Annotated in this window: 20 protein-coding genes; all 20 read right to left on the bottom strand. The window is 48.9% G+C overall.

Features of this window, described 5'->3' with window-relative positions; all coding sequences use genetic code 11:
* Positions 1–35: 35 nt before the first annotated feature.
* Complete coding sequence (locus tag ACFOGI_RS05055; RefSeq protein WP_390269395.1) at positions 36–365, bottom strand: hypothetical protein; 330 nt, start codon at positions 363–365, stop codon at positions 36–38.
* 33 nt (positions 366–398) lie between these two features.
* Positions 399–1,520 (bottom strand): non-hydrolyzing UDP-N-acetylglucosamine 2-epimerase, encoded by a 1,122-nt coding sequence (gene wecB, locus ACFOGI_RS05060; RefSeq protein WP_390269398.1) that lies wholly within the window; start codon positions 1,518–1,520, stop codon positions 399–401.
* A gap of 49 nt (positions 1,521–1,569) precedes the next feature.
* Positions 1,570–2,199, bottom strand: a complete 630-nt coding sequence (gene upp / locus ACFOGI_RS05065; RefSeq protein ID WP_390269401.1) for a uracil phosphoribosyltransferase — start codon at positions 2,197–2,199, stop codon at positions 1,570–1,572.
* A 141-nt stretch (positions 2,200–2,340) separates the two neighbouring features.
* Complete coding sequence (locus tag ACFOGI_RS05070) at positions 2,341–3,576, bottom strand: serine hydroxymethyltransferase (protein ID WP_390269404.1); 1,236 nt, start codon at positions 3,574–3,576, stop codon at positions 2,341–2,343.
* Positions 3,577–3,728: 152 nt separating this feature from the next.
* Entirely contained in the window at positions 3,729–4,301 is a 573-nt protein-coding gene (locus tag ACFOGI_RS05075) for a TIGR01440 family protein (RefSeq protein ID WP_390269407.1), read from the bottom strand.
* A 940-nt stretch (positions 4,302–5,241) separates the two neighbouring features.
* A complete protein-coding gene (locus ACFOGI_RS05080; RefSeq protein WP_390269410.1) occupies positions 5,242–5,844 on the bottom strand; it encodes a low molecular weight protein arginine phosphatase in 603 nt (200 codons plus the stop codon).
* A gap of 159 nt (positions 5,845–6,003) precedes the next feature.
* On the bottom strand, positions 6,004–6,558 hold the full coding sequence (locus ACFOGI_RS05085; RefSeq protein WP_390269413.1) for a manganese efflux pump MntP: 555 nt from the start codon (positions 6,556–6,558) through the stop codon (positions 6,004–6,006).
* A gap of 78 nt (positions 6,559–6,636) precedes the next feature.
* Positions 6,637–7,665 (bottom strand): L-threonylcarbamoyladenylate synthase, encoded by a 1,029-nt coding sequence (locus ACFOGI_RS05090; protein ID WP_390269416.1) that lies wholly within the window; start codon positions 7,663–7,665, stop codon positions 6,637–6,639.
* 253 nt (positions 7,666–7,918) lie between these two features.
* Positions 7,919–8,320 carry a hypothetical protein gene (locus tag ACFOGI_RS05095; RefSeq protein WP_390269419.1) on the bottom strand — a complete coding sequence of 134 codons (402 nt, stop codon included), beginning with the start codon at positions 8,318–8,320 and terminating at the stop codon, positions 7,919–7,921.
* A 70-nt stretch (positions 8,321–8,390) separates the two neighbouring features.
* Complete coding sequence (gene spoIIR / locus ACFOGI_RS05100) at positions 8,391–9,008, bottom strand: stage II sporulation protein R (RefSeq protein WP_390269422.1); 618 nt, start codon at positions 9,006–9,008, stop codon at positions 8,391–8,393.
* A gap of 81 nt (positions 9,009–9,089) precedes the next feature.
* On the bottom strand, positions 9,090–9,938 hold the full coding sequence (gene prmC, locus ACFOGI_RS05105; RefSeq protein WP_390269426.1) for a peptide chain release factor N(5)-glutamine methyltransferase: 849 nt from the start codon (positions 9,936–9,938) through the stop codon (positions 9,090–9,092).
* 1 nt (position 9,939) lies between these two features.
* Positions 9,940–11,010, bottom strand: coding sequence for a peptide chain release factor 1 (gene prfA, locus ACFOGI_RS05110; protein ID WP_390269429.1), 1,071 nt, complete (start codon positions 11,008–11,010; stop codon positions 9,940–9,942).
* A gap of 187 nt (positions 11,011–11,197) precedes the next feature.
* Entirely contained in the window at positions 11,198–11,818 is a 621-nt protein-coding gene (locus ACFOGI_RS05115; protein WP_390269432.1) for a thymidine kinase, read from the bottom strand.
* Between the two features lie 364 nt (positions 11,819–12,182).
* A complete protein-coding gene (locus ACFOGI_RS05120) occupies positions 12,183–12,428 on the bottom strand; it encodes a type B 50S ribosomal protein L31 (protein WP_390269435.1) in 246 nt (81 codons plus the stop codon).
* Between the two features lie 156 nt (positions 12,429–12,584).
* Positions 12,585–13,865 (bottom strand): transcription termination factor Rho, encoded by a 1,281-nt coding sequence (gene rho, locus ACFOGI_RS05125; RefSeq protein ID WP_390269438.1) that lies wholly within the window; start codon positions 13,863–13,865, stop codon positions 12,585–12,587.
* 332 nt (positions 13,866–14,197) lie between these two features.
* A complete protein-coding gene (glpX, locus tag ACFOGI_RS05130) occupies positions 14,198–15,166 on the bottom strand; it encodes a class II fructose-bisphosphatase (RefSeq protein WP_390269442.1) in 969 nt (322 codons plus the stop codon).
* Positions 15,167–15,756: 590 nt separating this feature from the next.
* A complete protein-coding gene (locus ACFOGI_RS05135; RefSeq protein WP_390269445.1) occupies positions 15,757–17,046 on the bottom strand; it encodes a UDP-N-acetylglucosamine 1-carboxyvinyltransferase in 1,290 nt (429 codons plus the stop codon).
* 71 nt (positions 17,047–17,117) lie between these two features.
* Positions 17,118–17,759 (bottom strand): fructose-6-phosphate aldolase, encoded by a 642-nt coding sequence (gene fsa, locus ACFOGI_RS05140; protein WP_390269448.1) that lies wholly within the window; start codon positions 17,757–17,759, stop codon positions 17,118–17,120.
* A gap of 157 nt (positions 17,760–17,916) precedes the next feature.
* Complete coding sequence (locus ACFOGI_RS05145) at positions 17,917–18,774, bottom strand: class II fructose-bisphosphate aldolase (protein ID WP_390269451.1); 858 nt, start codon at positions 18,772–18,774, stop codon at positions 17,917–17,919.
* Between the two features lie 100 nt (positions 18,775–18,874).
* Positions 18,875–19,234 (bottom strand): response regulator, encoded by a 360-nt coding sequence (locus ACFOGI_RS05150; RefSeq protein WP_390269454.1) that lies wholly within the window; start codon positions 19,232–19,234, stop codon positions 18,875–18,877.
* Positions 19,235–19,294: the final 60 nt, after the last annotated feature.

The following is a 19,294-nucleotide window of genomic DNA, read 5'->3' on the forward strand; positions in this document are numbered from 1 at the left end:
TTGTAACCAAGAATTGATGTGATCCATTCTTTTTTTTACACTTTTACACAATTATACGGACTTAATCTGTGTGCTGCTGATATCTTCGCTCTCCTGCCGATTCCCCCGCCCTCCTGCCGATTTCCCGAGCTGTCCTGCCGATACCCCCGCTCTCCTGCTGATTTCCCGAGCGTGCTGCTGATATCCATGCTCTGCTGCCGATACCCTCGCTCTCCTGCCGATTCCCCGAGCATGATGCCGATATACCCGCCCTCCTGCCGATATACCCGCTCTCCTGCTGATATACCCGCTCTCCTGCTGATTTCCCGAGCGTACTGCCGATTTCCTCGCTCCCTGCTGATTTCCACCACGTAAAAAAGCCGCATCAATGAATAATTCACTGATACGGCTTTGCATGTCTATTTCTGATCGTTAAAGTATTCCAGGATGGCATCCGCAATGCGGCGGGAAGCTTCTCCGTCTCCATATGGGTTGGAGGCCTTCGCCATTTTTCTGTGCTCCTCATCATCGGACAGCAGTTGATTTGCCATTTCAAAGATGTTGTCTTCTTCCGTGCCGGCAAGTTTCAATGTACCTGCATCAATTCCTTCAGGACGCTCGGTCGTATCCCGCAAGACGAGCACCGGCACCCCTAAGGAAGGGGCTTCTTCCTGAACGCCGCCGGAATCTGTAAGAATCAGGTGGGCACGGGAAGCGAAATTATGGAAATCGACAACACCAAGCGGTTCAATCAGCTGGATCCGTTCATCATTTCCAAGAATCTCATTGGCCGTTTCCTGTACGACAGGATTCAAATGGACTGGATAGATGACTTTGATATCATCATGGGTCTCCACTAAACGCTTGATCGCCCGGAACATCTGCTGCATATTCGACCCGAGGTTCTCCCGGCGGTGGGCAGTCATAAGGACGAGCCGCTTTCCATCCAGCTGATCCAGCACCGGGCTGGAATAGCTGTCGCTGACCGTCGTTTTTAATGCATCAATCGCCGTATTGCCGGTCACCTTGATGGAATCTTCTGGTTTATGTTCTTCCAGCAGATTATTCTTCGATTTGTCTGTTGGGGAGAAATGAAGGTCGGCCATGACACCTGTAAGCTGCCGGTTCATCTCTTCCGGATACGGGGAATATTTATCCCAGGTCCGCAGTCCTGCTTCCACATGCCCGATGGCAATCTGGTTATAATACGCTGCCAGGGAGGCGGCAAAGGTCGTAGTCGTATCCCCATGGACCAGCACCATATCCGGCTGCGTCTCCTTCATGACTTCATCGAGACCCTCCAACGCCCGGGTCGTGATCTGGGCCAGGGACTGCTTCTTTTTCATGATATCCAGATCATAGTCCGGCTGAATATCGAAAATTTCCAGCACCTGATCCAGCATTTCTCGATGCTGGGCCGTCACGGTCACAATGGATTCGAATTCCTCCGGCCGTTTGTTCAGTTCCAAGACAAGCGGAGACATCTTGATTGCCTCAGGCCTTGTCCCGAAAATGGTCATTACTTTTATACGCTTTGACATAGATTTATTTCACTCCATCAGCATAGTAGGTTTCCGTAAAGAGAACTCCTTATTTCGTTCCGAACAGACGGTCTCCGGCATCACCGAGCCCTGGGATGATATAGCCTTTTTCATCCAGCTTTTCATCAAGTGCAGCCAGGTAGATGTCGACATCGGGATGTGCTTCTTTGATCACTTCCACACCCTCAGGTGCCGCAATCAGGCACATCAGGCGGATGTTCTTGGCTCCGCGCTTCTTCAGGGATGCAATCGCATCTTTCGCCGAACCGCCAGTAGCGAGCATCGGGTCGATCACAATCAATTCACGTTCATCAATGTCGGATGGAAGCTTTATATAATACTCATGTGGTGTCAGTGTTTCCGGATCGCGGTACAATCCGACATGCCCCACTTTTGCAGCCGGAATCAAGTCCAGCATGCCGTCGACCATGCCAAGTCCTGCACGCAGGATCGGCACCAGACCGATTTTCTTGCCCGCCAGCACTTTTGTTGTAGCGGTAGTTACCGGTGTTTCTGTATCTATTTCTTGTACCGGCAGATTCCGGGTGATTTCGAATGCCATCAGCATTGCCACTTCATCCACCAATTCACGGAATTCTTTGGTACCGGTCCGTTTATCTCTTATGTACGTCAGCTTATGTTGAATCAGCGGGTGATCCAGTACGAATACATTACCCATTATGCCGAACACTCCTTTAAATGTTATATCTTTCAAATTGTACTAATAAAAGCCTGCCGTTTCAAGTCGAATCCGCACGAAAAAGGGGCTCCCGTCCTGGGAACCCCACTTCTTTTCCGTAAAAACCGCTTCTCTCTTCGATCAGGCGTACAATGGGAACTTTTGTGTCAGTTCTTTGACACGTTTGGATGCTTCTTCTAGCTTAACTTCGTCCTCATGGTTCTTAACAGTCAGAGCCATAATCTCCGCAATCTCTTTCATTTCCTCTTCCTTGAAGCCGCGGCTGGTCACAGCTGCCGTACCGATTCTTACACCGCTTGTGACAAATGGGCTTTCCGTATCATAAGGAATGGTGTTCTTATTGGCAGTGACACCAATTTCATCCAGCACCTGTTCAGCGACTTTACCGCTGATTCCGAGAGAAGTGACATCCAACAAGAGAAGATGGTTGTCCGTACCACCCGAAACGATGCGCAGACCTTCTTTCGACAGACTGTCACCGAGTGCGGCTGCATTCTTGACGATCTGTTCTGCATATTCCTTGAAATCATCGGACAATGCTTCCTTGAAGCAGACAGCTTTAGCTGCGATGATATGCATCAATGGGCCGCCCTGCATGCCAGGGAATACAGCCTTGTCAATCTGCTTGGCGAATTCCTCTTGACAAAAGATCATGCCGCCGCGTGGTCCGCGCAATGTCTTATGGGTCGTCGTGGTCACAAAATGGGCATGTGGTACTGGGTTCTGATGGACACCCGCAGCTACGAGTCCGGCAATATGGGCCATGTCCACCATCAGATAAGCATCCACACTGTCTGCGATTTCACGGAACTTGGCAAAATCGATTTCTCGGGAATAGGCACTGGCTCCCGCAACGATCATTTTCGGCTTAACCTCTTGAGCCTTCGCTTTCACATCATCATAATCCAGCTGTTCGGTCTCCTTGTCCACACCGTAATCAACGAAGTTATACAGTTTACCACTGGAATTGACTGGGCTGCCATGGGTAAGGTGCCCACCATGATTCAAGTTCATCCCTAGTACCGTGTCACCGGGCTGGAGAACGCTGAAATAGACAGCCATATTCGCCTGAGCTCCAGAATGTGGCTGGACGTTGGCATGGTCTGCGCCAAAGAGCTCTTTTGCACGGTCACGCGCAAGATTTTCCACGACATCCACATGCTCACACCCGCCATAATATCTTTTGCCCGGATACCCTTCCGCATATTTGTTGGTGAGGACGGAGCCCATTGCTTCCATTACTGCTTGTGAAACAAAGTTTTCCGATGCGATCAACTCGATCTTATCCTGTTGCCGTTTTGTTTCCGCTTGAATCGCTTGGTATAGTTCCTGGTCTGATTGCTTAAGATGGTCCATTTCATTTCCTCCCTATGTATCATAATATCTTTATGCTCCGTCGCGACGGAACAGGTGAAACCTCATTGGGGGGAAGAAAGCAGGCAACCGCCTCTTTCTGACGGCCAAATCAGCAGCTTCTCCCCATTGTTTCGGGCTATTTTTCGTTGGTGTCAACACTGGTTATTCAGTCTGGTATCCTCATAATTGGCCCGCTTGCCACCGATCAGCTTCGGCCTGCTGCGCGCGCCTGTCACTCTGGCGTTTCCGATAGAACGCTGCTTGAAACGCAGTGGCACAGCCACCTTCTTCAACTGCATACCGATCATGGTTTCTCCAATATCGATACCGGCATCGGCTGCGACAGACTCCACTACGGCAGGGTTGTCCATTTGTTTATAGGCGTGGGCAGCCATGGACCCGCCTGCTGTCGGTACTGGGATGACAGAGACTTCTTCCAGGTGATTCGGCCTGAGAATCTCCCTTTCTACTACCAATGCACGGTTCAAATGTTCACAGCATTGGAAAGCGAGGTGAATTCCTGTCTGCTCTTTCCATCGATCCAGCTCTTTGAACAGGATGGAAGCTATTTCTTCACTTCCTGCTGTGCCAATCTTTTCACCGATGACTTCACTGGTGGAACAACCGATCACGAACAAGTCGCCTTCATGCAGATATCCACTGTCTTTCCATTCTTGCAAGATTGTTTCGATACCTTGCTTCACCTGCTGATGGAATTCTGCCATTGATGATCACCCGCCCTATTATGGTTGTGACGAACCCTTATTATTCACGTATAATTTTCGTTAAATAAACAATATGGTTCGGATTTAGCTGTTTCTTATCTATATTATGCCTGATTTTGTACTATTTTTTAAGTCTTTTTTGTAAATTTACCGTTATTTATTTCTGTCAAACAGGTTTCGTAGAAGTTGGTGGATGTTATCTTGCTATTATAGGTAGTTTTGGAGATGAAAGAAAGTAATGTGTATTGTTGGGGAAATGAATGTTATAGAACAATAAAAATATTGATTGGTAAGTCGTAAAGGAGCCACCCGCATCGCTGCGGAAATTCCACTTCGCTGGTTGGGAGATTTAACTTGAGTGGGTATTATGAAGTGAATAGAATTAAAAGATTTCATATTTACAAAATTAATTCTTAGTGAGGAAGCTTCACTAGATATTCGTTCCATGATCCACGCAAATTTAAAACCAGAACACTACATCTAGCGGAGGCAGAATGCGAAGACTCCTGTGGGAACAGCACGAGTCGAAGACCCCACAGGAAGCGTCCTTTGCTTCCGAGGAGACTTAGACCGTGCCCACGGAAAGCGAAGCATTCTGCCGGAGCGGATGCAATTGATGATACATCAATAGAGGAACGAGCACCTCACGATTAACCCTAGTTACAATTACAGTATTGAATACCTTACGCATTGGAAGTGTGTTGCTTTTACTATTTCAAGTCATTCAAAACTACAAAGCCTCACCAAACGTAGACAAAATGCATAGCCTTCTGTGGGAACAGCACGAGTCTGAAGGCCCCGGAAGAAGTGCCTTTCTTCTGAGGAGACTGAAGCCGTAACCACGGAAAGCGAAGCATTCTGCCGGAGCGGATGCAATTGATGATTCATCATTAGAGGAACGAGCACCTCACGAGTAAATCTCTCGCGCTGAAGTATGCAATCATTCCGTTTTCTCAATCAGCATATCAATATGCTTCTCCAGCTCAGCCAATGTGTCCTGGTAGATGGAAAGATCACCGCCGAATGGATCAGAGATATCATAATTGATGAGATCGGCTTCCAACCGCTGGATGTTTTTGGCATCTTCCTGGAGATGTTCTCTGAGCTTCCGGTCCAGCACCTTATTATCAAACTTCATCTCATTTTCCTGAATGAAAAGGGAACGTTTCATCTCGTAATCGGCATAAGCCTTCTTCAACTGTTCCCACACTTTCCTATCCGTATCAGAAACATATTCCTTCAGGGTAAAGTATTTATCCTGAAAGTTCGGATATTCCATTATCAAGGATTGTTTATGCTGGGTGGTCATGGTCAAAACGATATCGGCCCATTGCAGGAGCTTACTGGTCACAGGCTGGGACAAGTGTTCCGCGTCCACACCTTTTTCCTTCAATGCCTGGATTGCATTGATATTGGCCCGCTGATTCTTGCCAGCAAAGATCCCCGCTGATTGGACCTCGGCATCTGGCACCTTCTTTTTCAACAGCGCCTCCGCCATCGGGCTGCGGCAAGTATTTCCCGTACATACAAACAAAATTTTCATCCAAGATCCTCCGTTTCATCACTCTCTCTTAAATATATCATATGAACACTAAAGCGCAAGCGCGCTACTTGAGTCACAAAACTGCAGTACATCCACCATTCCAGGGCTTCCGGCAGCAAAACGTACTGTGATGCAAGCAAAAAAATCTGCATGTACTATTCAACCGAATAGTACATGCAGACCGAATCCGCAAAGGACACTTCCTCCAAGTATTTCACTGTATATTCCAAGCAGGCCCTGCACTTTCCTTCCGAGCAGCATCCCGCTCCATGCGAGCATCATACTGAATGCTCCGAACAACAAAAGGGCCAGCATCGTCTTCACCCCAGATAGCCCGAGACTGAGTCCGACGGAGAAACTGTCAATACTGACACTGAAGGCAAGCAGGAGCAGGCCGAACCCGATAGGCTGCAGCGGGGTGGAAGGGCCTTCGGAAAACGCGGAAAATACCATCTGGGCTCCGATTCCGAATAGAAGCAGGCCGCCGGCTAGGGTGGTCAGCTGTCCGATCTGTCCGGACAGGAACGACCCGAGAATGATGCCGAGGAATGGCATGATGACATGCATGACACCGATCGTCAGACCGATCAAGGCGATCCTTTTCAACCGGAGACGCTGCATACCGATGCCAAGGCATACGGAAAAGGCGTCCATTCCGAGAGCTGCTGCCATAAATACCAATGAAACGATTTCTGCTATGTAATACTCCTGCATCCTGTTACCCCCCTGAACATGCTTATTAACTATATGCATGTCCAAAAGGGATTATGAATGCCTCAAAGAAGCGCCTCTTTAACCCAGCTGCAGGTAATCGCTTGCCGCTTTTTTCAACCGGTTCATGACTGCTTGGCCCAGTCCTTCTTGCGCGAAAGCTTCACAGATGATCAGGTCGATATCCCCTTCTTTAAAGGTACGGAGACCGTCATACAGATTCGCAGCGATTTCCGCAATATCTCCGCCAAGCTCTATTTTTGCGTCGGCTTCAAGCTGCTTGGCAGTACGAGTACCAGCAAGCAGACCTATTCGCTGCCCTTTCTGCTTTTCCTGATCGATTAAATCTTGCAGGGCTTGTACATTGCCTTCCACCAGCCATAATGGCACCTCAGGTGAATAGTGCCTATATTTCATGCCAGGCGCTTTCGGCCGATCATCTTTTCCAGCCAAAGCAGGATCAACCATGACGTTGCCGATCACCGACTCCAGCTGTTCCCTGGTAATGCCACCCGGGCGCAGTATGATCGGAATTTCCTGGGTACAATCCAAGACTGTGGATTCGAGGCCCACTCCCGTTGCCCCGCCGTCCACCAGCCCGGAGATTCTTCCATGGAGATCGGCCCAGACATGATCTGCTGTTGTCGGACTAGGCTTCCCTGAAAGATTGGCACTCGGAGCGGCGATAGGCAGACGGCAGGCTCGAAGCAGCTGCTGTGCCACCGGGTGGTCCGGAATGCGCACACCGAGGGTAGGAAGTCCTGCTGTCACATTCGCTGCACATGTTCCATTGCTTGGCAGCACAAAGGTCAGCGGTCCCGGTGTGAAAGCATCCAGCAGCATATCCACATAAGGAAATGGACGCTCCACCAGTTCATACAACTGTTCCCTATCTGCGATGTGAGCGATCAGCGGATTATCCTGTGGCCGCCCTTTCGCCTGAAAAATCCCTGAAACAGCTTCCTCGTTGGTCGCATCTGCCCCCAACCCATAGACCGTCTCTGTCGGGAAGGCGACCGTGCCGCCTCGCTTGAGCACTGCCGCCGCTTCTTCAATCGCTTGTCCATCTATTCGTTCACTGTCCTGTATCTTCCATCTTGTTGTTTCCATCGTATCTTCCCTCTTTTCTATCCTACATTTTAGTCGATAATCCACAGGGAGTAAAACATTATAAAAGAAGGATTGGGGATAATAAACCAATTAGTCCACAAAAAAAGACCTGCGGACATTTATCCACAGGCCTCTTTGCCATCTCGACAGCCTTCAACAATGTTTGTCTTTTCATTGTACACAGAAATCTCCAGCTACTCACATTTTTCCAACAAGTTACCCACATGCCCCTGTGGATACTGTGTATATCTTGTCAGGATACACTATACGACCACCAATTACCTTCCGTCGCGCGATACTTATCCACAACCGCGTGCTCATTTTGAGGACGAAATTGAAGGGCTTCCAATAATAGATCCAGGAATGGCTGATGACTGTGGACAAACAGCTGTTTCGCCCCTTTCTTGTTGGCCAGTTTCAGTATCGCATCAAGCAGGAACGGCAGCCTGCCCGCTTCCGACTTGGTGATATACAGCTTCTTCAGCCAGTAGACTCCTTCTTCCATCTCTTCCAGTTGAAAGCTTCCCTCAATGGTCCCATCGATCTCTACGACATATCCTTTTAAAAGCAGGCTTTCCTTCTGGATCCCCTCATTATTCGCTAAGTAACTGTCCAATTTATCTTCCGGCGCACGGTAAGCAGGAATCAGATTCATGTGTGATCCACCTCTATTTTTTAGTCTAGTATTGGCTTATTTCTATCATTCTATGCACACATTTTCTGATTCATGACCAGCCCAGCCATTCAAACAGGAAGAATTTCACTTCTGTTTCTTCTTCCTCCTCGGCCAGATCCTGTTCATCTGCTTCCCGTTCATCCGCTTCCGCCGCCGCTACAGAAGTACCGTTGGAGAAGTCCAAGAAACACAGGGGCGGGAAGAGGACACACCACCAATTAGCTCCCTCTGCCTCTCCAATAGAGATCAATACGGCCTCGTATTCCCCCTCTGGGTAAAGATAGTTTCCATACAGTTTTGCCGGGAAACTGATATTTTCGCCGTACTCCACCTCAAAGGAATGCTCCTTGCCTGCTTCTTCCAGCACCTTTGCGACAATCTTCTCTACCTCCGGGATCCGTTCGGCGATCAATTCCCGCGCTTCCTCTATATCCGTCATCTGTTCCACCCATTCGGTAATCTCTTTGTTCACCCTGTCTCTGATCGTCCGTTTCAATTCCTGGTCTTCCTCACTGTCACTATTGGCCAAGATCCGCAATCGGATCGCTTCATCCGGAATCACTTGAAACTCCATGACTTCTTCATCTATTTGTTCACTGACTCCTTGGGTTGGCAGACTTAAAAATATAATAAAAAATATAAAAACAAAAAATACTAGTTTCTTCATTTAGGCCGTCCCCCTGATCTGTTTTATTATCCACAGTATGGGCAGTACCAAATGATTCTAAACTAGTATTCTCGTAAATTTCTATTTAATTGTGGCGGTGACTATTCGATCCTTGCCATTGATATCCTGGATGACTGCCGTTTCTGCCGGTGGGAAATTTCCTTTGATAATCTGCTGGACAGCTTCCCCTTGTTGGTGGCCGATTTCGAATACAAGCAAACCACCCTGGCTCAGCAGCACGTCCGCTTGTGAGGCAAGTTTTTGATAGGCGGCAAGTCCTTGCTCTTCAGCAAATAATGCAAGCTCCGGATCAAAATTCCGCACCGTGTCCGACAGGTCGTCCGCTTCCGCTTCAGAGATATACGGGGGATTGGAGACGATGATATCCGCCTTTATCCCTTGGTCCAACACCGGCTTTAGGAAATCTCCCTGTAAAAAGTGCACATCTGCCTCCAGATTGGCTGCATTGGTCTTAGCCGTCTCCAAGGCCTGGGGAGAAATATCAGTGGCATATACCTCTGCGTGCTCCAGCTCCAGAGCAAGTGTAATGGCAATGACCCCGCTCCCTGTCCCCGCATCCACAATGACAGGTCTCTCCATTTGATTGGTTCTCAGGATATGCTGGATCAGTTCTTCTGTCTCCGGCCTTGGGATCAGCACATGTGGATTGACGGTGAATTCCCTTCCCCAAAACACCTCATATCCTGTCAGGTGCTGTACAGGCACACCGGTTTCCACATGCTTATCCACATCCTGTTCCAATGCAGCCACCACATCATCAGGCAGCGGCTCCCGCATCTGCATCAGGAATTCCGTCCGAGTCAGACCCAAGTGATGCTGGAGCAGGATTTCCGCTACACGTGCTTCCCGGTTATTCGCTTCTAAAAAAGAAGAAGCCCATTGAAGGACTTCATACTGTTTACGGCTCATGTTATTCACCAATCTGTTCCATTTTCTTCGCTTGTTCTTCCATCAACAGCGCATCCACAAATTCATCGAGTTTGCCCTGCATGATTTGATCAAGCTTTTGGATGGTCAGACCGATTCGGTGATCTGTCACACGGTTTTGTGGATAGTTGTACGTACGGATCCGCTCGGAACGGTCCCCGGTACCGACCGCGGATTTCCGGTTCTCATCATACTCTGCCTGTGCTTCCTGCTGGTATTTGTCATAGATACGCGCACGCAGCACTTTCATGGCCTTTTCTTTGTTCTTGATCTGGGACTTCTCATCCTGGATGGAAACCACAATTCCGGTCGGTTCGTGGGTCAGACGCACCGCAGACATGGTCGTGTTGACACTCTGTCCGCCCGGACCGCTGGATGCAAAGGTGTCCACCCGGATATCTTTCTCATGCACTTCCACTTCTACTTCCTCTGCTTCCGGCAAAACAGCAACTGTTGCAGTGGAGGTATGGATCCGGCCGCCTGATTCCGTCTCCGGAACACGCTGCACACGGTGTGCACCATTTTCGTATTTCAGACGAGAATAGGCGCCTTCTCCTTTGATCAGGAATATGATTTCTTTATAACCGCCGACACCGGTAGAGCTGGCTTCCATGACATCGATTTTCCAACCGAGGGATTCCGCATAACGGGAATACATCCGATACAGGTCACCGGCAAACAATGCCGCCTCGTCCCCGCCGGCAGCTCCGCGGATTTCCATGAAGACGTCTTTATCGTCGTTCGGATCCTTCGGCAACAGCAGGATTCTCATTCTTTCCTCCAGCTCATCCTTGGACTCCTGAAGCTCCGAGATCTCCGCCTTCACCATGTCTTCCATCTCATCATCGAGGCTGTCATCCAGCATCTCCTTTGCATCCTTCAGTTGGCTGGTGACATCCTTATACTCCCGGTATGCCTGCACGACATCCTCCAAGCCTGCCTGCTCTTTGGAGTACTCGCGAAGCTTTCCCGTATCATTGATGATTTCAGGGTCACTGAGCAATTCATTCAATTTATTATAACGATCCTCAAGCGCTTGCAATCGGTCTAACATCACGTTCACCTCTTTTTCGATTAACAGTCTAATTATAGTATACACAAGGGGTCAGGTCAAAGTTATTTGGGCTCGTATGAGGGAGCTGGCGACCGAGTGTGCGCATATGTGGCATGACTGCGGATGGCTGGCGCCCGAGTGAGCTTCGGAACCTTCCCCTATAAAAAAAGTGCCGGGATAGGCACCTTTAATTGGAACTTTCGGTTAAGCTGTTTATTTTCTTGCTGCTGGGTTTATTCGGTACTTCATGGTGGTGGCGGCATCTCGGTTCATAGGACTCCGAAGCGCCGACCAAGATGACCGGGTCATCATAGGAGGCAGGTTCGCCGTCGATCAAGCGCTGGGTGCGGCTGGCGGGAGAACCACAAACAGGGCATATCGCATTCAGCTTTGTCACCGACTCACATAATGCCATCAACTCAGGCATGACACCGAACGGCTCGCCGCGGAAGTCGGTATCCAGCCCGGCAGCAATCACGCGGATGCTGCGGTTGGCCAGTGTCTCCGCCACTTCCACCACATGCTCATCAAAGAATTGGACTTCATCAATGCCGACAATATCCACATGCTCGTCAATATGCTCGAAAATGTCACAGGATTCTTGAACAGGACGCGCCACAATGGAGGTGCCGTTATGGGAGACAACTGATTCCTCATCGTACCGATCATCGATGGCCGGCTTGAATACACGAACAGACAAATTTCCATAGGTGGCCCTGCGGACGCGGCGAATCAATTCCTCCGACTTGCCTGAAAACATGCTGCCGCAAATGACCTCAACCCAACCATTTTGTTTCATCACATACATTATAGGTTCTCCTTCTCCATTTGGTCTGCACGATTATGTACCGTCACGGTAATAGTGTACCACTTTCACCGCTTCTCCTAACCGTTATTTTATGGTAATGAAAGTAAAAAAACAGGCAAAATATAGACATTTTGCCTGCCCTTTACAAAACTCTTCCATGATATATAAATGGAAGTTCGGCTAACACCGACGCTTTGCGCGGCAACGCCGAACCACCCGCGATGCGCGGGCGCAGCCTTTTAGAATAATCCAGCTTCCACACCTAGAAATTCCCGCCATAAGCAATGGCACTTCAAACGCTCAAAACCAAGCGTTCTGCGGTCCCTTGCTTATGCGTTCATTTCTGAACAGTCGTTTCAGCCTTTTAGTTCATATTATATTTTTTCTTGAATCGGTCTACACGGCCGCCGACTTTATCAGCTTTTTGCTTACCTGTGTAGAATGGGTGTGAAGCTGAGCTGATTTCCACGCGAATCAATGGGTAGGTGTTGCCATCTTCCCATTCGATGGTTTCTTCGGCGCTTTGTGTTGAGCCAGTCAGAAATTTGTAATCAGAACTAGTATCTAGAAATACTACTTTTCTGTACTCTGGATGAAGATCCTTTTTCATGTCTTTCCACTCCTTTTTGCCCTGAATCCTTTGGAAACAGAGTTATTGTAAGAGATATCACAGGTACAATACCTTCTCTAAAACTCACATAGAAAGATTATAACAGTCCGGGTGGCTGAATGCAATAGCGCGGCAGATAAAGTTATTTCCAGTCCGCTATTTCTTCATGCCTTTCCGTTTCATCTCTTCTTCCATTTGCTGCAGGAACTCTTCATTCGATTTCGATGCTTTCATCCGTTTCAAGAAGCGGTCGAGGAAATCATGGGAATCCTGCATGGTCTTACGGATGGTCCACATCTTATCGAGATGCCCTTTGCTGACAAGCAGCTCTTCCTTCCTGGTGCCGGACTTGAGAATATCCATGGCAGGGAAGATGCGGCGCTGTGCCAGGTTGCGGTCCAGATGCAGTTCCATGTTGCCTGTTCCTTTGAATTCTTCATAGATGACATCATCCATACGGGAGCCTGTATCCACCAATGCGGTAGCAAGCACGGTAAAGCTGCCGCCTTCTTCAATATTTCTGGCCGCCCCGAAGAAACGCTTTGGACGGTGGAAGGCAGCGGGGTCGATACCACCGGAAAGTGTACGCCCGCTTGGCGGGATCACCAAGTTATAGGCACGTGCCAGCCTGGTGATGCTATCCATCAGGACAATGACATCACGCTTATGTTCGACCAGCCGCATAGCCCGTTCGAGCACCAGTTCAGAAACCTTGATATGGTTCTCTGGCACTTCATCAAATGTGGAGCTTACTACGTCCACATCCGAAGATACAGAGCGCTCGATATCGGTCACTTCCTCCGGCCGTTCATCTACAAGCAGGATGATGAGTTTGGCTTTTGGATGGTTCTGGGTGATGCTGTTGGCAATTTCCTTGAGCAGCATCGTCTTACCGGCCTTTGGCGGGGCAACAATCAACCCACGCTGTCCAAAGCCGACAGGTGTCATCAAATCCATGATGCGTGTGGACAATGTGCCCTTTTCATTTTCCAGTTTCATCAGCCGATCCGGATATAAAGCAGTCAATGCAGGAAAGTGTACGCGGTCTTTCGAGGAATCAGGATCTGCGTCATTGACGGCATCCACATGCAGCAAACCGTAGTACCGTTCATTCTCTTTAGGTGGACGGACTTTCCCGGATACTTTGTCCCCGTTCCGGAGGTCGAACCTGCGAATCTGGGAAGCGGAAATATAAATGTCCTCTGCACTTGGAGAGTAGTTGATCGGTCTCAAGAAGCCGAATCCTTCAGATGGAATGATTTCAAGTACACCGTCCATGAATAAATAGCCGTCCTTTTCGGCCTGTGCTTTCAAGATGGCAAAGATCAGTTCCTTTTTCGTTAATTTTGCATAGTAAGAAACTTTGTATTCTTTGGCCAATGCATAAATTTCTTTCAATGTTAATGTCTCCAGATGGGAGATTGTCAGTTCTGCCATGAGATCACCACGCCTATCAGTATTTAGTTCTGTGTTAATAATTGATTGTTGAATGCCTTTTAAGGAAGGTCTTTCCGAAGAATTGGAAGAATGGTCAGAAGATAGATTGGAAGTCCGTTCATCTTTCGCCAAATGTTCACGGAGTTTAGAATAAGTATATTTATGATAGCCAATATCATCTTCACATATACCATATATTACTCTTTCAGTTAGCAATATTCAACTCTATTTTATAGTTTTACTAGATAACCAGCAGAAGACGGAGTCACTTCCCTCCTCTGGAAACTACAGAAAAGGAAGCCAATGAATATGGCTTCCTTCTGTAGATGTATTTATGGTTCGATCACCAGGTTTGGTTTCTTCTGTAAACTATGTTCCCCGCCGATGAAACGGACCGTTCCACTTTTTGCCCGCATGACAACCGTTTCCGTTGTTGCGCTGGAACCTTTGAATTGCACACCTTTCAGCAATTCGCCATCGGTCACGCCTGTTGCCGCGAAAATGGCATCATCCCCACTGCAGAAATCTTCCATATAGAAGACTTTATCCAAGTCAGAGATTCCCATTTGCAGGCAACGTTCTCTTTCTTCATCAGTGGATGGAAGAAGTTTCCCTTGAATCTCTCCACCGAGACACTTTAGTGCAGCAGCTGCAAGCACACCCTCAGGTGCCCCGCCGCTACCGAGCAGGATATCAACACCGGTATCATCAAAGGCGGTATTTATAGCTGCAGCTACATCTCCTGCAGGGATCAACTTGATCCTGGCCCCTGTCTCGCGGATTTCATCAATCAGTTTTTGGTGGCGTGGACGGTTGAGAACCGTTGCCACCACATCTTCAATATCCTTGTTTTTCGCCTTGGCGACTGCCTCCAAGTTTTCCCGGGTGGAAGCATTGATGTCAATCATCCCGACCGCTTCCGGCCCGACAGCAATCTTGTCCATGTACATATCAGGTGCATGGAGAAGTGTCCCTTTGTCTGCAATGGCAATGACCGCCAAAGCATTCCAGGAACCCTGGGCTACAATGTCCGTGCCTTCCAGCGGATCCACGGCAACATCTACACCAGGTCCGTTCCCCGTACCTAGTTCTTCCCCAATATACAACATCGGCGCCTCATCACGTTCACCTTCCCCGATGACCACCGTGCCCTGCATCGGAATCGTATCGAATACATCCCTCATCGCTGTAGTCGCAGCATCATCCGCTTCCTCTTTCTTACCGCGCCCCATCCATCTAGCCGACTTCAGCGCAGCCGCTTCCGTTACCCTTACAATCTCCATCGATAAACTTCTCTCCATATAAAACCTCTCCCTTTTTAACAAAAATGAAATATCCTCATCCCAAAAAGAATATTTATAAATAGAAAGGCTATGGCGACCGTTCAGGAACGGACGCATAAGCAAGGGGCCGTAAAACGCCTGATCTTTGGCGTTTGAAGTGGCCATTGCTTATGACGGCAGGTCCTGGAAGCCAAAGCCGGACATTAGAAAGGCTGAGCGGGCTCGTTCAGCGACGACATGCATAAGCAGAAGACACTTCGAGTGGGTGGGTTTCCCGCTCAAAGTGTCGGCTGCTTATGTCACGAGTCGCTAGCCCGGGAAGCCAGACATTAGAAAGGCTATGGCGACCGTTCAGGAACGGACGCATAAGCAAGGGGCCGTAAAACGCTTGATCTTCGGCGTTTGAAGTGGCCATTGCTTATGACGGCCAGGTCCTGGAAGCCAAAGCCGGACAATAGAAAGGCTGAGCGGGCTTGGTCAGCGACGACATGCATAAGCAGAAGACACTTCGAGTGGGTGGGTCTAAGGTGTGAACCGGGCCGCCGATTAGAACCGGCGCTACCCAGCCACCTGTTACACGACACGGCAGTGCAGAGGCCTGCCAACCATCAGGAGTTCTGGAACTGGCGAATCTCCAGCTCGGTCATCTCTTCCCGCCATACTTTGGCACCAAGGTTGTTGAGTTTTTCCGTGAGATTTTCATATCCTCTGTCGATATGATCCAATCCGGTTATTTCCGTAACACCTTCCGCCATCAATCCGGCAATGATCAAGGAAGCCCCGGCACGCAGATCACTGGCTCTTACTTTCGCCCCTTCAAGCTGTACTGGCCCTGAGACAATGGCAGAACCGCCTTCCACTTTGATGGATGCATTCATGCGCCTCAGTTCGTCTATATGCTTGAGTCGGGCAGAGTAAATCGTGTCCGTGACGACGCCGGTGTTCTCCGCTTTGGTCAGCAGGGATGTGAATGGCTGCTGCAGATCTGTCGGGAAGCCTGGGTAGACGAGTGTCTTGATATCCACGCTTTTCAAATGCTTGCCCGGACGTACCAGCAACTGTTCATCACTTTCTTCCACGGATACCCCCATTTCCCGAAGCTTGGCCAACACGGACTCCAAATGCTGGGAAATCACGTTATCAATGACCACTTCTTTTCCCTGGGCAGCAGCCGCTATCGTATAGGTGCCTGCCTCGATCCGGTCAGGGATGATCGTGTGATTGCATCCATCCAATGAATCGACGCCTTCAATTCGGATGACATCCGTCCCTACTCCCTTGATTTTCGCTCCCATGCTTGTCAGCAGGGTCGCAACATCAATGATCTCGGGTTCCTTGGCGGCATTTTCAATGACCGTTTTCCCCTTGGCCTTGACAGCAGCAAGCATGATATTGATCGTGGCACCGACACTGACCACATCCAAATAGATACGGGCGCCGCGCAGTTCTTTGGCACGTAGATAGATGGCTCCCTGCTCATTGGTCACTTCAGCACCCAATGCTTCAAACCCTTTGATATGCTGATCGATCGGACGAGGACCGAGGTAGCATCCCCCGGGAAGCCCGATGACCGCCTTCTTGAATTTGCCAAGCATCGCACCCATGAAATAATAGGAGGCGCGAAGCTTGGTCACCTTTCCGTTCGGTAGTGGCATCGCTATCATCCTGGAAGGATCGATATGAACTTTTTGGCTGGAACTCCATGAAACCGACCCGCCTATTTCCTCGAGCAGTTCCCCGAGGGTGTAGACATCCGATATTTCCGGAAGACCTTCAATGGTCACCTCGGAATCCGCCAGTATGGCTGCCGGCAATAATGCGACCGCACTGTTCTTCGCCCCGCTGATGCGGACCTTACCGTTTAAGAGCCGGCCGCCTTCCACTAACATTTTTTGCATGTATAATACCCCGTTTCCTGGGTTCTTCGTATTTACTTATACTTTTCACAGTTGCTTCCAATTTTATGCAATTATTTTTGATTGTTCCAGTCTGCCAGGAATTTTTCGATTCCTTGGTCTGTCAGAGGATGTTTGACGAGCTGGCCGAACACTTTATATGGAATAGTGGCGATATGCGCACCGTTCCTTGCCGCTTCTGTCACATGCATCGGGTGTCTGATGGAGGCTGCGATGATTTCCGTTTTGATATCATGGCGGTCGAAAATTTCAGATATGGAAGCGATCAGGTCGACCCCATTCTGGCCGATATCATCGAGTCTTCCGAGGAATGGAGAAACATACGTAGCACCTGCACGTGCTGCAAGAAGTGCCTGGTTCGGATTGAAGACCAGTGTGACATTGGTGGTGATATTAAGGTCGCTGAAAGCCTTCACTGCCTTGAGACCTTCCAGAGTCATCGGGACTTTTACCGTAATGTTCGGTGCGATTGCCGCCAGCTCTTTTCCTTCTGCAATCATGCCCTCTGCATCTTCGGAAATGACTTCCGCACTGACAGAGCCGGACACTTCATCCGTGATTTCTTTCAGGCGATCATGGAATGAAACGCCCTCTTTTGCTACAAGGCTCGGATTGGTCGTTACACCTGCCAGAATTCCAAGCTCATTTGCTGCACGAATGTCATCGATATTTGCTGTATCTACGAAAAATTTCATTTTGACTTCCCCCTGTTTTTTTATAGTTTCCTGCTCCCTGATACCTATAATTGCATAGATAGCCACGCCCAGCTGCACAGCAGCTAAACGCACCGGGTCGACGGTGCTGGGACGTGGCTCATTTGTGGTCTGTCAAGACGCTTTTCTTAAGATGTAGTTACGCTTGTTGTGATGAACCGAATTCACGCATTTTGCCAATGACGGTTTCTTTGATGGCCTCAGTACCAGGTCCGAGGTATTTACGAGGATCATAGAGATCCGGCTTTTCTGCCAATACTTCACGAACTCTTTTAGCCTGGGCAATTTGGTTCTCTGTGTTGACATTGATTTTAGCTGTACCGAGAGATACTGCTTTCTGGATATCTTTTGTAGGAATCCCTGTTCCACCGTGAAGTACAAGCGGCAGGACAATCGTATCATGGATTTCCTTCATTTCTTTGAAGCCGAGGTTCGGCTCGCCTTTATATGGACCGTGAACGGAACCAAGTGCTGGTGCCAAGCAGTCGATGCCTGTCCGTTCTACAAGTTCGAGACACTCTTTAGGGTCTGCATAGATGACGCCTTCTGCTACCACATCATCTTCCTGACCTCCGACTGTACCCAATTCAGCTTCCACGGATACTCCGTGAATATGGGCAAGTTCAACGACTTTGCTTGTGAGGGCGATGTTTTCTTCCAGCGGATCATGGGATGCATCGATCATGACGGATGTGAAACCGGCATGGATAGCCTCTGCACACTTCTCAAAGCTTGATCCGTGGTCAAGATGAATGGCAACCGGAACAGTCGTACCATAGGCTTCCATCAGGGATTCAACCATGGTTACGACAACCTTGAATCCACCCATATATCTCGCCGCGCCTTCTGATACACCCAGAATGACCGGGGATTTTTCCTCTTCCGCTGCCTGAAGGATGGCTTGAACATATTCCAGGTTATTCAGGTTGAATTGTCCAACTGCATAACCATTTTTTCTTCCCTTTTCCAGCATATCCTTCATAGATACTAATGGCATTGTGTGTCCTCCTCATTGATGAAAAACGTTCATCTGCTTGTTTTATACTACAGTATAAGAATACCAACTTCCTCCTTCTGGCGCAACTTTCGGTTTTGAATTATTCCAGAATGGTGTGCACCTGCCCGAGCAGGTCGCTGATGTTGAATGGTTTTCCCAGAACCGCCTTTACATTCCGCTGCCGGATTACATCCTCTGAGAGCATTTCCGTCATGCCGCTGATCAGGATGACTGCCAAATCAACTTCCTCCTGTTTGAGCCTGTCCAATATCTCCGCACCATCCAGTACCGGCAATCTGTAATCCAGGATCGCCAGCGCGAATGTATGTGAACAGATGAGGTCCCATGCCTCTTTCCCTGTCTCGCCTATGGTGACTTGGTAGCCTTCGTTCACCAAGAGGTCCTGCAGCAGCAAGCGTATACCAGGTTGGTCATCCACCACCAATATCTCTTTCTCCATATAATCCCTTTCCCTTCCCGAAACAAATACTTACCCCTTTATTTATGTATAACTTATAGT

Origin of the sequence: Virgibacillus xinjiangensis (genome assembly GCF_042643145.1) — a bacterium.
Lineage (GTDB): Bacteria > Bacillota > Bacilli > Bacillales > Amphibacillaceae > Virgibacillus_O > Virgibacillus_O xinjiangensis.

Coding starts and splice junctions, on each gene's coding strand:
- ACFOGI_RS05150 (WP_390269454.1), bottom strand. CDS start 19,234: ATGGAGAAAGAGATATTGGTGGTGGATGACCAACCTGGTATACGCTTG.
- wecB (WP_390269398.1), bottom strand. CDS start 1,520: ATGTCAAAGCGTATAAAAGTAATGACCATTTTCGGGACAAGGCCTGAG.
- ACFOGI_RS05095 (WP_390269419.1), bottom strand. CDS start 8,320: ATGAATCTGATTCCTGCTTACCGTGCGCCGGAAGATAAATTGGACAGT.
- prmC (WP_390269426.1), bottom strand. CDS start 9,938: ATGAGCCGTAAACAGTATGAAGTCCTTCAATGGGCTTCTTCTTTTTTA.
- ACFOGI_RS05120 (WP_390269435.1), bottom strand. CDS start 12,428: ATGAAAAAGGATCTTCATCCAGAGTACAGAAAAGTAGTATTTCTAGAT.
- ACFOGI_RS05145 (WP_390269451.1), bottom strand. CDS start 18,774: ATGCCATTAGTATCTATGAAGGATATGCTGGAAAAGGGAAGAAAAAAT.
- fsa (WP_390269448.1), bottom strand. CDS start 17,759: ATGAAATTTTTCGTAGATACAGCAAATATCGATGACATTCGTGCAGCA.
- glpX (WP_390269442.1), bottom strand. CDS start 15,166: ATGGAGAGAAGTTTATCGATGGAGATTGTAAGGGTAACGGAAGCGGCT.
- ACFOGI_RS05090 (WP_390269416.1), bottom strand. CDS start 7,665: ATGGAAACAACAAGATGGAAGATACAGGACAGTGAACGAATAGATGGA.
- ACFOGI_RS05115 (WP_390269432.1), bottom strand. CDS start 11,818: ATGTATGTGATGAAACAAAATGGTTGGGTTGAGGTCATTTGCGGCAGC.
- prfA (WP_390269429.1), bottom strand. CDS start 11,010: ATGTTAGACCGATTGCAAGCGCTTGAGGATCGTTATAATAAATTGAAT.
- ACFOGI_RS05070 (WP_390269404.1), bottom strand. CDS start 3,576: ATGGACCATCTTAAGCAATCAGACCAGGAACTATACCAAGCGATTCAA.
- ACFOGI_RS05075 (WP_390269407.1), bottom strand. CDS start 4,301: ATGGCAGAATTCCATCAGCAGGTGAAGCAAGGTATCGAAACAATCTTG.
- ACFOGI_RS05080 (WP_390269410.1), bottom strand. CDS start 5,844: ATGAAAATTTTGTTTGTATGTACGGGAAATACTTGCCGCAGCCCGATG.
- rho (WP_390269438.1), bottom strand. CDS start 13,865: ATGGCAGAACTGACAATCTCCCATCTGGAGACATTAACATTGAAAGAA.
- spoIIR (WP_390269422.1), bottom strand. CDS start 9,008: ATGAAGAAACTAGTATTTTTTGTTTTTATATTTTTTATTATATTTTTA.
- upp (WP_390269401.1), bottom strand. CDS start 2,199: ATGGGTAATGTATTCGTACTGGATCACCCGCTGATTCAACATAAGCTG.
- ACFOGI_RS05135 (WP_390269445.1), bottom strand. CDS start 17,046: ATGCAAAAAATGTTAGTGGAAGGCGGCCGGCTCTTAAACGGTAAGGTC.
- ACFOGI_RS05085 (WP_390269413.1), bottom strand. CDS start 6,558: ATGCAGGAGTATTACATAGCAGAAATCGTTTCATTGGTATTTATGGCA.
- ACFOGI_RS05055 (WP_390269395.1), bottom strand. CDS start 365: ATGCGGCTTTTTTACGTGGTGGAAATCAGCAGGGAGCGAGGAAATCGG.